Here is a 13,262-nt window from a genome sequence, read left to right as displayed (position 1 = left end):
ATGTTGCTCAAACGTCCATGGCTGGTGATTGGTTTAGCCGCCGCCACCTTGCAACTGGCCTCTTTCAAAGTGGCCGCACAAAGCGCCGCTACGCCAGCTGTATTGCCAGCGGTAACCACCATCGCCGCGCTGGACGTGCCGCGTTACATGGGCACTTGGTATGAGATTGCCAAATTCCCCAACCGCTTCCAAGCCAAGTGTGTGGCCAACACGCGCGCGCAGTACTTGGCGCAAACCGATGGCTCGCTGCAAGTGCTCAACAGCTGTGCCACGGCTGACGGCAGCACCATTGACGCTTTGGGCAAAGCCATTCAAGTGGGTGCGGCCTCATCGCCTCAATTGCAAGTGCGTTTTGCGCCCGCCTGGCTGAGTTGGCTGCCACAGGTGTGGGGCGACTATTGGGTGATTGACCTCGATGCCGACTACCAACTGGCCGCCGTGAGCGACAGCAAGCGCGAATACCTGTGGGTGTTGTCGCGCACACCGCAGGTCGATGCAAAAACTTATGCAGCGCTGATCAACCGCCTGAAGGCTCAATACTTTGAGGTGCACAAACTCGAACGCACACCTCAGTCGCCCGCCACACGCTAAAGAAACTGCGTGCGTTAGCCCTGGGTTTTTTGACGAATCTCGTACACGGTGAGCAGGCCTCCAGCGATACCACTCAAGGCGATCAAAGCAATCCCCAGCAGCGACCCATGGTCTGGTACGTGGCCAAAGACCAACCAATCGCCCAACATGGCAAACGCAATTTGCGCATACATATAGGGCATCAAGGTACCGGCGGGCGAACGCTCAAACGCCAAGATCAGCAAGAAATGGCCAATGCAGCCAGACACGCCCATGAACACCAATTCCAGCAACACCTGCGTGTCGGTCACAGGCACCCAGAACCAATAGAGCGGCACGGAGGCCATCGCAGTACCGACCCACGTGGTGTAAAACTGGGTGGTCATCGCGTCTTCGGTGCGCGCCATCTTGCTGGTCAGCAATTGAAATGCCGAGTTCACAATGACCAAGGCAAGCGGAATGAGCAACGGCCAACCAAACACCTGCGTGCCGGGCCGCACGATGATGAGCGTGCCAATGAAGCCCGCGCACACCAAGATCACGCGCTGCGTGGACACATGCTCGCCCAACATGCGCGTGGCCAGCAGAGTGACCAACAAAGGCACCGTCATCACAATGGCCGTGAATTCACCCACAGGCATGAACTGCAAGCTCGCAAAAGCCAAGCCCGTGACAGAGACCAGCAACACACCCCGCGTGATGTGTTGACGCGGATTTTTGGTTTTAAAGACGTCCAAGCCTTTGATCGGCAACACCACGCCTGTGGTGAGCAAAGCCTGAAAAAAATAACGCGCCCACACCGCCATGAGCAACGGCACTTCTGTGGTCACCCGCTTGCTGGTGGTGTCCAGCGCTGCAAAGCACAGAACGGCGACCAGCAACAAACAAATGCCCATCCACGCGGTGTGCTTTTTTTGATGTGGCATCAGTACTTGGTTTTCGCGTGCCGCAAGTTGTTGCAGCGGTCGTGGCTGATGGCCAAGTTTTCTTGATGGCTGTTGCCGCCTTCGCTCAGCGGCTGAATGTGCTCTAGCGTGGCGTCAACGTGCGCCACATGCTCCCCGCAGACCCAACACGGCACCACGCCATGCAACTGGCGCGATACCGTTTTATAAATCTTGTCGCGGGTGAGCTTGAGCCGACTCAAGGTGTTACTTGACCCAAGCGGTCAAGGTCTTGGCGTAAGCGTCAAAGTCTTTGATGGGACGCTTGGCCACACCCGAGGCTTCCGCCGCACGTGCCACCGCAGGCGCGATGCGCTGGATGAGGCGTGTGTCGAATGGCTTAGGAATGATGTTGTCCACACCAAACGTCAAATCCAAACCGGGGTAAGCGGCTTGCACTTCGGCGGTCACTTCCAACTTAGCCAAGTCAGCGATTTCGCGCACACAGGCAATCTTCATCTCTTCGGTGATCTTGGTTGCGCCGCAATCCAAAGCGCCACGGAAGATGTACGGGAAGCACAACACGTTGTTCACTTGGTTGGGATAGTCAGAACGACCCGTGGCGATGATGCAATCGGGACGCACGGCTTTGGCCAACTCGGGGCGAATTTCTGGCTCGGGGTTGGCCAAGGCCAAGATGAGTGGCTTGTCAGCCATAGTCTTGACCATGTCTTGTGTCAACACACCGGGCGCAGAGCAGCCCAAGAACACATCGGCACCATTGACCGCATCGGCCAAAGTACGCAATTCAGTCTTTTGTGCGAAGCGGGCTTTGGACTCGTCGTAGCCACCAGGGCGGCCTTCATAGATCACGCCTTTGGAGTCGCATACATAGATGTTGGATGTCTTGACACCCAAGCCCACAAACACATCCAAGCAAGCCAAGGCCGCAGCGCCTGCACCCGACACGGCCACTTTGATGTTGGCAATGTCTTTGCCCGCCAACTCTAGGCCGTTCAGCATGGCGGCTGCAGAGATGATGGCGGTGCCGTGTTGGTCGTCGTGGAACACGGGGATACTCATGCGCTCGCGGAGTTTTTTCTCGATGTAGAAGCACTCGGGGGCTTTGATGTCTTCGAGGTTGATGCCACCAAAGGTGGGCTCCATGGCGGCGATGATGTCGACCAATTTGTCGGCATCGTGTTCGTCGAGTTCGATGTCAAACACGTCAATGCCTGAGAACTTTTTGAACAAGCAACCCTTGCCTTCCATCACAGGCTTACCGGCCAATGCGCCGATATCACCCAAGCCCAACACCGCTGTGCCGTTGGTGATGACGCCGACCAAGTTGCCACGGCTGGTGTATTCGTAAGACATTTGCGGGTCTTTTTCGATCTCCAAGCAGGGATACGCCACGCCAGGTGAATAGGCCAAGCTCAAGTCGTGCTGGTTGTCCAGCGGATGAGTGGGCTCCACGCGAATCTTGCCCTTGGTGGGCGAGCGGTGATATTCAAGTGCGGCGGTGCGTAATTCTTGTTCTGCTGGGGTCATGAGATGTCCGAACTGTATTTTTCAAAAGGGGCTCATATCCTAACGCGCGCACCTTTCCTTAAAGCCTGAACGGGCAAATACATACACTTACCCCCTTCTGTTTACATCTGCTCCGCAAAGTTCCACATGCAAGCCCTGCTCAACGCCATTGCCAACATGGCCATGCCCAACGATGCACAACGCATCTTCCACGGCCGAGGTGGCTTGCATCCGGGCTGCGAGCAATGGGCGTTAGACGCTTTTCCCCCAGTGCTGGTGTTGACCAGTTTTCAAGCGGTGAGCGACGACGAACTCGCCACGATCGGTGTCGCGCTGTCGACACGCTGGGCGCAGATTGCGACCGATCAGCCACTCAACTGGGTGTTTCAATGCCGCGCTGAAGGTCACCTTGAAACCCGCTTGATGAGCGGCACGGTGCCTGACCCACATGTGGTGACAGAGAACGGTGCGAGCTTTCGCGTGCATGTGCTCAAGGGCCAAAACCATGGGTTGTTTCTCGACATGGCCCAAGGCCGCGAATGGGTGCGCACGTTGGTGCACAACTACGGCGCTGACCAGCCGCGCCTGAAAGTGCTCAACCTGTTTGCCTACACCTGCGCCTTCTCAGTGGTGGCCCTGCAAGCGGGAGCCAAGCAAGTGGTGAACGTGGACATGAGCCACGGCGCGATGGCGATTGGCCAACAAAACCATCCGCTGAACGGCATCAGCACAGGTGCCACTTTTTTGATGCACGACATCTTCAAAACGTGGGGCAAGATCACGCGCAGCGGTCCTTATGGACTTGTCATCGTCGACCCACCCAGCTACCAAAAAGGCAGCTTCATCGCAACCAAAGACTACGCCAAACTCATGCGCCGTTTGCCTGAACTGCTGGCCCCTGGCGGCTACGCGCTGTTGTGCTTGAACGCGCCAGAGCTGGGCCTGGACTTTTTGCAAGACCAGATGCAAGAGCTCGCGCCTGAGTTGAACTTTGTCGAACGTGTGGCCAACCCTGCGGCGTTTGCCGATGTATCACCTGAACGGTCGCTCAAAGTGTTGGCTTATCAAATGCCCGCTCTGCCTGCATCAGTGGAGAACGCTGCATGAGGTCTCACATCGCCATCGTCAACGTCGACAACTGCGACACCTGGACCCGCTATCGCAACGGCCTGTGCAGCACCTGTGCGGCCAACTGCTGCACCATGCCGGTGGAAGTGAAATTGCCAGACTTGGTTCGCTTAGAGCTGGTCGACCCGTTTGAAGCTGAACACGAAGAGCCCAAACAAATTGCCAAGCGCTTGCAAAAAATGGGCGTGATCGAGCACTTCAATTTCAAGAACAGCATCTTCACCCTGTCGCGTCGCGCCAATGGCGACTGCCAAAACTTGGATGCCAAAACACGCCGTTGCACCGTGTATGAAAAAAGGCCCAACACCTGCAGGCTACATCCGCAAGTGGGGCCTCGGCCTGGCTACTGCCCCTATGGCGCTGTGCGCGCTTAATTCAACGCATCCAACAAGTCTTGCGTGTCGCGGATGATGGGCTGCGCCAGCTGCAACAGCAAATGCCCGTCTACTGCCTGCTGCGCCCAACGGTTAGACGCCTCGAGCACAGGGTGGGTGTTCAGATAGTCGGGCACTTCAAAGTCTGGCGCCTGCTGCTTGAACGCCACCAACATGCTGAGGTAGCCCGAGAAATACAAACTGAACATCAACGCATTGGCTGCTTCTTGAGAAATTTCACGGCGCCCCACCAGTTGCAAAAACAAAGCCTTGGCGGTTTCAATCGTGGGCAATTCACTGGCGCTGAGTTGAAACTCTTCGTCCAAGGTTTTGCAAGCCTTGTCCCATTGCGCTTGCGCGTCTGTCATTTGGTTCATCATGTTGATTGTTTGCTTAGGCCAGCATTGTGCCTTTGCACTTCTTAGCCCCGCAGCGACAGGCGTATTTGGCTTTGAGTTCGTCAGTCATTGGCTCGTCACTTACCAGCCCATAGTTGAACGTCAACTCTTCACCGCGCCATATTTGGCGACGTGTTTTGATAAACACACGTCCCTTCAATTCAACTGGCTCGCAGTTGGGGCGGCATGAGTGGTTGATCCAGCGCGAAGCATTGCCGCCGTATAGGCCGTCAATCACGCGTGCATCGTCGATGTGAAAGTAAAACGTGTGCTCGGGGTTGCTCGGGTCATGCGGGTGGCGGCGCAAGGCCTCGGCCATGGAAATGATCTCGCCCACGTATTCGATGACGGTTTCGCCTGCGGCCATGGGGCTCAGGGCGAACACGCCTTTGCCGTGCACGCGCGACGTCAACACTTCGATCTTCAATGGATTCCCTTATCTGGTTATTACGAAGCGCCACAACGGTTTGCAGGTGCTCGCGCTATGCTCATGGTAGCCAATCCATTTTAGAAAACTGCCATGAACGTCAACGCCGATTTCACCCTCAAAGCCGTGATGGACACCTATGCGCTGGCTTGGGAACCGTCCCCCATGGCTGGCGTTGAACGACAACCGCTGGACCGAGTAGGCGATGAAGTGGCCAGAGCCAGCAGCATTGTTCGATATGCAGCAGGCTCAGGCTACAGCGCACACACCCATGGTGGCGGCGAAGAAATACTGGTGCTAGACGGCATCTTTTCTGACGAGCACGGCCACTACCCTGCTGGCACTTACCTGCGCAACCCACCAGGCAGCACGCACACACCATTCTCAACACAGGGCTGCACCTTGTTTGTCAAGCTGCGGCAGTTCCACCCCGCCGATGCAACACCCGTGCAAATCGACACCCGCACCGCGCCTTGGTACCCGGGGCTTGTGGCAGGCCTATCGGTGATGCCACTGCATGACTTTGACGGCGTTGGTACAGCGCTTGTACGCTGGGCGCCCAACACGCAATTCAACCCGCATGTGCATCCGGGCGGCGAAGAAATTTTGGTGCTCAAAGGCGTGTTTCATGACGAACACGGCACATACCCACAAGGCACATGGATTCGCAGCCCACGCTACAGCCGTCATGCACCGTTCACGCAGTCAGAGGGTGCGCTGATTTATGTGAAGACGGGGCATTTGGATGACCCACTGACCGCATAGGTTTCAAACCTGGTCATCTCGGGCAATCCTTGCCACGCTGAGCTTGAGGCCCAGCATGCCAAAAATGCGGTTCATGGTTTGCACACTGCCATCGCTGCGCTCTTGCTCAATGTCTTGCATGGTTCGGTATGCCACGCCAGACAATTTGGCCATCTCGGCGGTGGTGATACGCATGGTCTTTTTCAGATGGCGAACGGCCTGCGGTAGCGACCATTCGGGGTGAGCCAGTACATCGTCGATGGCTTGTTGGCGCAGATCAAGCTGCTGCGCCAAGGTGAGTGTGTTGAAACGTTTATCCATGCGCGTTCTTAAACCAATGCTGTCAGCTCTGTGGCACGCGCCGACACGTATGGGCGCAGATGCCTAAACACTTGCGGCTCTAGCCCCATGGCGTCGCCAACAGCCGCGATGTGCTCTAGCGCGGGCACCATGGCCTTGAGTCCTTCGACCAATGGCGCACGTTGTACCAACGGTGGGACTTTTTTTCGCTGCCCGCGCTGGACTTGCTCGCCCAACTCGCACACCCGGTCTAGCACACGCCCCCAATTGGGTTGTCCGCCATCGTTACCTTCCCAACGAATGCGCCGCGCAATGCCATCGGGGTGCAGATACATGGGCGCGAAATCGTACAAGGGCGTGAGGGCAATATGCCCATTGAAATTCCGTTGCACAGCGGTGTTGCGTGCGTGGTTGTCTTTGTTACCCAAAGCCAAATTCACCACATCACGCTTGATGTACTCCAGCACTTCCGCTTGTGGATCGGTGCAATGACGCAGCAGTGCCACACACACTTGGTCATGCGTGGGCACAGACTCGAAGCCGGGCATACCGGTCAGCGTGGCAATACTTTCTTGCGCCAAACGCTGCACTTGGTCACCTTGCATGACACGGTCAAAACGAGGGATGAACAATGCCCGCTCGCGCAACACCAACGGCGCATGCACACGCAAACCCAACTGCTGTGCCAGTGTCATGTAAGACGCCTCATGTCGCAGGATGCTGGCCAACTGCCTGTCTGTGCCGCGTCCAAACTTGACGATGTAGTGCTGCACGGCCTGCTCATCTGGCAGGGTGTGGTCGAGGTACAGCAAGCCATCTTTGGCTCGGGTCAGCAACACCTTGGGCCACTCGCCTTGCACACCCGAAGAACCCGCCACAAACAAACCATACGAGGCGAGGTATTCAGAAAACTCGTCGCCGCGCTGCGCCACCTCTTGGTCGGTAAAGCCGCGCGTGGCACCCGCATGCGCGTCAAGCCATTGGGCGGCCTCTTTGACCCGCAAATGACCAATCGGGTTACCAGCGCCAGCCATCAGCAACTGCCAATCGGCAGGCACACCAGCGGTAGGCGACAGCCCGATGCGTTGCAACAACTCTTGCCGGCCAAAGCCTTGCGGCAGCATGTCAATCAAGAACACGGGCCAATGGTTGAGCTGCAAAGGCTCAAGCCCGACAGACCAACCAGCGCAGAGTGCGTGTGCATCTGTGGCACCTGCGTGAGCAAACGCCCAGTCCATCGCATAACCAGAATAGGTTTTGGCCTTCCACCCATCCGCCACATCGCCACTCAGGCGGACAGTGGCAACGTCGTGCCATGTGCCTTGGGCGTGCAATTGGAGTGTGCATATGTCATTCATATGCACGAAATTTTACATATATTAACCAATAAATCAAGTATTGATCGTACAGTTTTCCGTGCTTTTATTCAACAGTGACGCTCTTTGCTAAATTACGCGGCTTGTCCACATCCGTCCCCCGCGCACACGCCGTGTGATAGCTCAGCAACTGCAACGGCACCACATGCAAGATGGGTGAAAGCACGCCATAGTGTTCGGGCATGCGAATGACGTTCACGCCTTCGCTGCTTTCAATCTTCGTGTCGCCATCGGCCAACACGTACAACACGCCGCCACGGGCGCGCACTTCTTGCATGTTGCTCTTGAGCTTTTCCAGCAAGGCGTCGTTAGGCGCCACCGTCACCACCGGCATGGCGCTGGTGACCAAGGCCAAGGGGCCGTGCTTTAGCTCGCCAGCGGCATAGGCCTCAGCGTGGATGTAGGTGATTTCTTTGAGCTTCAAAGCGCCTTCGAGCGCGATGGGGTAATGCGTGCCACGGCCCAAGAACAAAGCGTTTTCTTTGCTGGCAAATTCTTGCGACCAAGCGATGAGCTGCGGCTCCAGCGCCAGCACGGCTTGCAAAGCGGCGGGCAAGTGGCGCATGTCTTTGATGTGCGCGGCTTCTTGCTCGTCGCTCAAACGGCCTTTGGTTTGCGCCAAAGCTAAGGTGAGTAAGAACAAACCGGCCAACTGTGTGGTGAAGGCTTTGGTGGAAGCCACGCCAATCTCTGCACCCGCACGCGTGACATAGGCCAGCTTGCACTCGCGCACCATGGCGCTGGTAGACACGTTGCAAATGGTGAGCGTATTAATCATGCCCAAGCCTTGCGCGTGGCGCAGTGCGGCCAAGGTATCGGCCGTCTCGCCCGACTGGCTGATGGTGACCACCAAGCTGTTGGGGTTGGGCACCGATTCGCGGTAGCGGTACTCGCTGGCAATTTCCACTTGGCAAGGGATTTTGGCAATGGCTTCAATCCAATACTTGGCCACGCAGCCGCTGTAGTAGCTGGTGCCGCAGGCGAGGATGAGCACGTTGTCCACGGCTTGAAACACGCGATGAGCGCTTGCGATCGTTTCACCGTTATCGCCGACGCCATCGAACAATTCAGGCGTAATGCCCTCAATGCCTTCGAGCGTGTCGGCAATGGCGCGCGGCTGCTCGAAGATTTCTTTTTGCATGTAATGGCGATAAGGGCCCAACTCGGCTGCGCCGCTGTGCGCCTGCACGGTTTTGACTTCGCGTGTCACAGCTTTGTGGTTGCGGTCTTGCACCCAGTATTTGCCGATTTGAATGTCCACCACATCGCCCTCTTCGAGGTAGACGATTTGGTCGGTCACGCCAGCCAAGGCCATGGCATCGCTGGCCAAGAAAGTTTCGCTGTGCTCTTTGCCCACGCCCAAGATGAGCGGCGAGCCAGCGCGCGCGCCGATGACGCGGTGCGGTTCGTCTTTGTGGAACACCGCAATGGCGTATGCGCCGTGCAGCTGCACGATGGCGGCTTTGACCGCATCAAACAAATCGCCGTTGTAGAGGCTGTCCACCAAGTGGGCGATGACCTCGGTGTCGGTCTGGCTCAAGAACTCGTAGCCCTTGGCTTGCAATGCAGCGCGCAGCTCGTCGTGGTTTTCGATGATGCCGTTGTGCACCAGCGCCACGCGGCCCACCTTGTTAGGCACATCGCCTGTGTACACACCCGCGCCAGCACCTGTGCCGTGGCTGAAGTGGGGATGCGCGTTGTGTACCGCAGGCGCACCGTGCGTGGCCCAGCGTGTGTGCGCAATGCCAATGCCGCCTTCGATGTGATCAGCCTTGACTTGGTCCATCAGCTCGGACACGCGTGCCGTGCTGCGCGCACGCTGCAAGCCGCCCTGCTTGGCGCCCAAGCTGGCCGAATGCACCGCCACGCCGCAAGAGTCATAGCCACGGTATTCCAGCCGCTGCAAGCCTTGCACGAGGATGGGAACGATGTTGCGGGTAGAAACGGCGCCGACGATGCCACACATAAAGAGCACTCCTAAATTGGGTTGCCTAGATATTAAGCAGCCTTAAAAGAAATTTCTTGTTTATTTTTTCTAAAATTTGAACGAAAATTCCATCATTAACTTAATTTGAAATTTAATTTCAATTAAATGATATTTATGAAACAAGAATTTCTAAACGAGACCGATCTCAAGCTGCTCGACGCCCTGCAGCACGACGCCACACTCAGCAACGTGTCCTTGGCTGAGCGCTTCAAAATTTCGCCGCCCACCTGCCTGCGCCGCGTCAAGCGGCTGACAGATGAGGGCTGGATAGAGCGACAAATCGCGGTGCTGAGCTCCGACAAGTTGGGCGAAGCACTAGGGCACGGCCTGACCGCTTTGGTGGAGGTAACGCTAGACGCGCAAGGCGCAGAGCACCTAGACGCCTTCGAGCAACGCGCCGTGGCCGACGACGCCGTGCAGCAATGTTGGCGCGTGTCGCCCGGGCCTGACTTTGTGTTGGTGGTGCAAGCGGCAGACATGCCCGACTATCTGGCCATCACGCAACGACTGCTCACGCAAGATGCGAATGTGCGAAATGTGAAAGCGTTTTTTGCGACCAAGCGGGCGAAGTTCACCAGCACTTGGCCGGTGCTGCGCAACGAATAAAAAAGGCAGCCTAGGCTGCCTTTTTCGTTTTAAGCCTTCGGCTTTTTCTCAGGTCGCTTGTAGTTGGCAATGCTGATTTGCTTACCCCGCGCCACACTCAGCGCACCTGCTTCGGTACTCTTGGTAATCGTCGAGCCACCGCCCACTGTGCCGCCGGCGCCAATGGTGACGGGCGCCACCAACACGCAGTTACTGCCCACATGCACATCGGCTTCGATGACGGTGCGGTGCTTGTTAGCCCCGTCGTAGTTGGCGGTGATGCTGCCTGCGCCGTAGTTGACGCGCTCGCCCACCGTGGCGTCGCCCAAGTAGGCCAAGTGGTTGGCCTTTGATCCTTTGGCCATCGTTGAGTTTTTGACTTCCACAAAGTTGCCAATGTGCACCTCGGCTGCCAGTTGTGCGCCAGGGCGCAAGCGGGCGAATGGGCCAATCAATGCGCCCTCGCCCACCGTCACGCCCAGTTTTTCGCCGTCGATGTGGGTGAAGGGGTGAATCACTGCGCCCGCTTCGATGGTGCAGTTGGCAATGACGCAGTTCGCGCCAATCTTCACGCCTTGGCCTAACGACACGCAGCCTTGGAAGATGCAGTTCACATCAATCTCAACGTCTTGCGCGCAGCTCAAATGGCCGCGCACATCAAAGCGTGCGGGGTCGATGATGCGCACGCCGTCGGCCATGAAGGCATGGGCTTGACGCAGTTGAAACGCGCGCTCTAGCTCGGCCAGTTGTGTGGGGCTGTTGACGCCCGCCACTTGCGCGGCATCGCTAATTTTGTGAGCCACCACGGACACACCATCGGCCTCGGCGAACTTGACCACATCGGTCAGATAAAACTCTTGTTGCGCGTTGTTGTTGTCCAAGCGCGCCAGCCATGGCTTGAGCAACTTGGCGGGCACGGCCATGATGCCGCTGTACACCTCGTTGATCGCGCGTTGTTCGTCGTTGGCATCTTTGTGCTCCACGATGGCATGCACTTGGCCGCTGGGGCTGCGCACGATTCGGCCGTAGCCTGTGGGGTCTGCAAAGTCGATGGTGAGGAGTGCCAGTTGTTTGCCGTCGCACAAGTCGAGCAAGGCTTGCAGTGTGTCCGCTTGCGTCAAAGGCACATCGCCCGACAGCACCACCACCACGCCGTCATCGGCCAACAAAGGCACGGCTTGCTGCACAGCATGGCCAGTGCCGAGTTGTGGCATTTGGCGGGCGAATTGCAAGTTGTCTGCGGCGTTGGCGGCCAACAAAGCGGGTTCGACTTGCTCTGCGCCATGACCAGTGATGACGATGGTGTGGCGCGCCTTCAGCGTGCGTGCGGTGTCAATCACGTGCTGCACCAAAGCCTTGCCCGCCAAACGGTGCAAAACCTTAGGCATACTGCTCTTCATTCGGGTGCCTTTGCCGGCAGCCATGATCACCACATCCAAAGCCTTCATGTCATTCATCCTTATCTTGCAGAGAATTATCCGCCATGCCTCTTTTGGTTTTGCACTGGCGGCACTCGTGGGTTTGAACGGTTGCAGCACCATCAAGCTGGTCTATAACCAAAGCGACGATCTGATTTATTGGTGGTTAGACAGCTATGCCGATTTTCAAGGCGAGCAAAAGCAATTCACCCGCGACACACTGACCGATTTGCAACGCTGGCATCGCCACCAACAGCTGCCCGAATACGTGGCCTTGCTCAAACGCATGCAAGCCATGGCGCCGAATGACATCACGCCCGCGCAAGTGTGTGCAGTGACCGAAGATATGAAAAGCAGCTTTGTCACCCTGCTGCGCTTTGTAGAGCCCGCCAACGCGAAGCTGGCCACGCAGCTCAAGCCCGAACAGCTGCGCAACATCCGCCAACGCTTTGACAAGACCAACAAAACTTGGAAAGAGGATTGGCTTGACCCGAACGCCGAAGACCGCTTGCGTTTTCGCACCAAGCAAGCCACCAACCGCCTGGAAGATTTTTATGGCCGCTTAGACAAGCCGCAGCGCGAAGTGCTGCACAAGTGGTTGGTTGAATCCATCTTTGACCCCAAGCTCAGCCACGCCGAGCGTGAACGCCGTCAAGCCGACACGCTGCAAACCTTGCAACGCACGATGCAAGAGGGCAGCGCCACTGCGCAAGCACAAGCTTTGTTACGCGGCTTGACTGAGCGCAGCTTGAACTCCCCCAACGAGCGCTACCGCACCTACAACCGCGAACTGTGGAACGAGAACTGCGAAGGCTTTGCCAAGCTGCACAACAGCACCACGCCAGCTCAACGCCAGCGCATGCTGGAAGCACTGCGTGGCTACGAAGCTGATTTCAAAGTTTTGATGGCGCAAAAGTAAGCGCCCTAAGCCAAATGAGGCTTAGCCCATCGGCCAAACCACCCCGTTGTCATTGAGCAGCGCGTCCAGCGGCATGTCATGCGCTTCGGGCATCAGGTCTGGCAAAAACCCATTGGTAAAGCCCAAGCCCGCCGTGAACGGTTTAGGTTGCAAAGTGGCCAAGGTGCGGTCATAAAAACCACCGCCATAGCCTAGGCGGAAACCACCCGGCCCATAGCCCACGCAAGGCACAAACAACAAGGTGGGCACGATCACTTCGGTGTCTTTGGGTTTGGGAATGCCGTAGGCATCTTCTTCCATCGGGCAGCCGGGGTACCACGCGTGGAAGGTGAGTGTTTTGTGCGCCTTGTCGATCACAGGCAAACCAATGCGCCTGCGCTGGGGCTGGTCTGACAGCTCGCCGTCTTCTTTCCAGCGGTGCAAGGCAGGCAGGGGGTCAAACTCGCCCTTGATGGGCCAATAAGCACCAATCACCGTGTCGGGTCGGTTGAACAACCAAATGCGCATCACGCGCTGCAACATGTCGGCCCGTTCCAGCCTATCGGGCATGTTCAAACGCTCTTCAATGAGCTGCTGGCGCAAGGTTTTTTTGTCCACAGATAATCAAGCCATGAAATTTCGA

General features: G+C 57.1%; 15 protein-coding genes and 1 pseudogene. 6 read left to right on the top strand and 10 right to left on the bottom strand.

Going from position 1 to position 13,262, the window contains the following annotated elements; translation table 11 throughout:
• Nucleotides 1-591 (top strand): lipocalin family protein, encoded by a 591-nt coding sequence (locus tag LINBF2_RS01570; protein ID WP_348773712.1) that lies wholly within the window; start codon nt 1-3, stop codon nt 589-591.
• A 14-nt stretch (nt 592-605) separates the two neighbouring features.
• Here LINBF2_RS01570 and LINBF2_RS01565 read toward each other — a convergent pair whose 3' ends face one another.
• The 3 genes and pseudogenes from LINBF2_RS01565 to LINBF2_RS01555 form a co-directional block, all read right to left on the bottom strand.
• Nucleotides 606-1,496, bottom strand: a complete 891-nt coding sequence (locus LINBF2_RS01565) for a DMT family transporter (RefSeq protein ID WP_281889892.1) — start codon at nt 1,494-1,496, stop codon at nt 606-608.
• On the bottom strand, nt 1,496-1,717 hold the full coding sequence (locus LINBF2_RS01560) for an HNH endonuclease signature motif containing protein (protein WP_281889890.1): 222 nt from the start codon (nt 1,715-1,717) through the stop codon (nt 1,496-1,498). The genes LINBF2_RS01565 and LINBF2_RS01560 overlap by 1 nt, the downstream gene beginning before the upstream one ends.
• Nucleotides 1,718-1,727: 10 nt before the next feature.
• Nucleotides 1,728-3,005 (bottom strand): annotated as a pseudogene (locus LINBF2_RS01555) (malic enzyme-like NAD(P)-binding protein); the annotation flags it as partial.
• A 126-nt stretch (nt 3,006-3,131) separates the two neighbouring features.
• Here LINBF2_RS01555 and LINBF2_RS01550 point away from each other — a divergent pair.
• Nucleotides 3,132-4,091, top strand: coding sequence for a class I SAM-dependent methyltransferase (locus tag LINBF2_RS01550; RefSeq protein WP_281889889.1), 960 nt, complete (start codon nt 3,132-3,134; stop codon nt 4,089-4,091).
• Nucleotides 4,088-4,486 carry a YkgJ family cysteine cluster protein gene (locus LINBF2_RS01545; RefSeq protein ID WP_281889887.1) on the top strand — a complete coding sequence of 133 codons (399 nt, stop codon included), beginning with the start codon at nt 4,088-4,090 and terminating at the stop codon, nt 4,484-4,486. The genes LINBF2_RS01550 and LINBF2_RS01545 overlap by 4 nt, the downstream gene beginning before the upstream one ends.
• On the opposite strand, the gene LINBF2_RS01540 is transcribed toward LINBF2_RS01545, so the two are convergent.
• Together LINBF2_RS01540 and LINBF2_RS01535 are read right to left on the bottom strand one after the other, a co-directional pair.
• Nucleotides 4,483-4,866 (bottom strand): hypothetical protein, encoded by a 384-nt coding sequence (locus LINBF2_RS01540; RefSeq protein ID WP_281889885.1) that lies wholly within the window; start codon nt 4,864-4,866, stop codon nt 4,483-4,485. The genes LINBF2_RS01545 and LINBF2_RS01540 overlap by 4 nt on opposite strands.
• A gap of 13 nt (nt 4,867-4,879) precedes the next feature.
• Nucleotides 4,880-5,311, bottom strand: coding sequence for an SET domain-containing protein-lysine N-methyltransferase (locus LINBF2_RS01535; RefSeq protein WP_255416342.1), 432 nt, complete (start codon nt 5,309-5,311; stop codon nt 4,880-4,882).
• Nucleotides 5,312-5,404: 93 nt separating this feature from the next.
• Between LINBF2_RS01535 and LINBF2_RS01530 the strand changes: the two genes are divergently transcribed.
• Entirely contained in the window at nt 5,405-6,076 is a 672-nt protein-coding gene (locus tag LINBF2_RS01530) for a cupin domain-containing protein (protein WP_281889881.1), read from the top strand.
• 3 nt (nt 6,077-6,079) lie between these two features.
• Here the strand turns inward: LINBF2_RS01530 and LINBF2_RS01525 are convergent, their stop codons facing one another.
• The 3 genes from LINBF2_RS01525 to glmS form a co-directional block, all read right to left on the bottom strand.
• Nucleotides 6,080-6,376, bottom strand: coding sequence for a transcriptional regulator (locus LINBF2_RS01525; RefSeq protein WP_104796626.1), 297 nt, complete (start codon nt 6,374-6,376; stop codon nt 6,080-6,082).
• A gap of 8 nt (nt 6,377-6,384) precedes the next feature.
• The gene (locus tag LINBF2_RS01520) at nt 6,385-7,713 is read right to left on the bottom strand and encodes a HipA domain-containing protein (RefSeq protein ID WP_104796627.1); all 1,329 of its coding nucleotides are present in this window, start codon (nt 7,711-7,713) and stop codon (nt 6,385-6,387) included.
• A gap of 64 nt (nt 7,714-7,777) precedes the next feature.
• On the bottom strand, nt 7,778-9,697 hold the full coding sequence (glmS, locus tag LINBF2_RS01515; protein ID WP_281889878.1) for a glutamine--fructose-6-phosphate transaminase (isomerizing): 1,920 nt from the start codon (nt 9,695-9,697) through the stop codon (nt 7,778-7,780).
• Nucleotides 9,698-9,832: 135 nt separating this feature from the next.
• Here glmS and LINBF2_RS01510 point away from each other — a divergent pair, with 135 nt between their 5' ends.
• Nucleotides 9,833-10,324 (top strand): Lrp/AsnC family transcriptional regulator, encoded by a 492-nt coding sequence (locus LINBF2_RS01510; protein ID WP_281889876.1) that lies wholly within the window; start codon nt 9,833-9,835, stop codon nt 10,322-10,324.
• Nucleotides 10,325-10,353: 29 nt separating this feature from the next.
• On the opposite strand, the gene glmU is transcribed toward LINBF2_RS01510, so the two are convergent.
• On the bottom strand, nt 10,354-11,751 hold the full coding sequence (glmU, locus tag LINBF2_RS01505) for a bifunctional UDP-N-acetylglucosamine diphosphorylase/glucosamine-1-phosphate N-acetyltransferase GlmU (protein WP_281891259.1): 1,398 nt from the start codon (nt 11,749-11,751) through the stop codon (nt 10,354-10,356).
• Between glmU and LINBF2_RS01500 the strand changes: the two genes are divergently transcribed.
• The gene (locus LINBF2_RS01500) at nt 11,750-12,640 is read left to right on the top strand and encodes a DUF6279 family lipoprotein (RefSeq protein WP_281889874.1); all 891 of its coding nucleotides are present in this window, start codon (nt 11,750-11,752) and stop codon (nt 12,638-12,640) included. The genes glmU and LINBF2_RS01500 overlap by 2 nt on opposite strands.
• 21 nt (nt 12,641-12,661) lie before the next feature.
• Here LINBF2_RS01500 and LINBF2_RS01495 read toward each other — a convergent pair whose 3' ends face one another.
• Nucleotides 12,662-13,237 (bottom strand): 5-formyltetrahydrofolate cyclo-ligase, encoded by a 576-nt coding sequence (locus tag LINBF2_RS01495; RefSeq protein ID WP_281889872.1) that lies wholly within the window; start codon nt 13,235-13,237, stop codon nt 12,662-12,664.
• Nucleotides 13,238-13,262 lie beyond the last annotated feature (25 nt).

The organism is Limnohabitans sp. TEGF004 (assembly GCF_027924965.1).
Classification (GTDB): Bacteria; Pseudomonadota; Gammaproteobacteria; order Burkholderiales; family Burkholderiaceae_C; genus Limnohabitans.
Note: the sequence above shows the minus strand (reverse complement) of the source record. Positions and strands in the feature narration are given on the sequence as shown.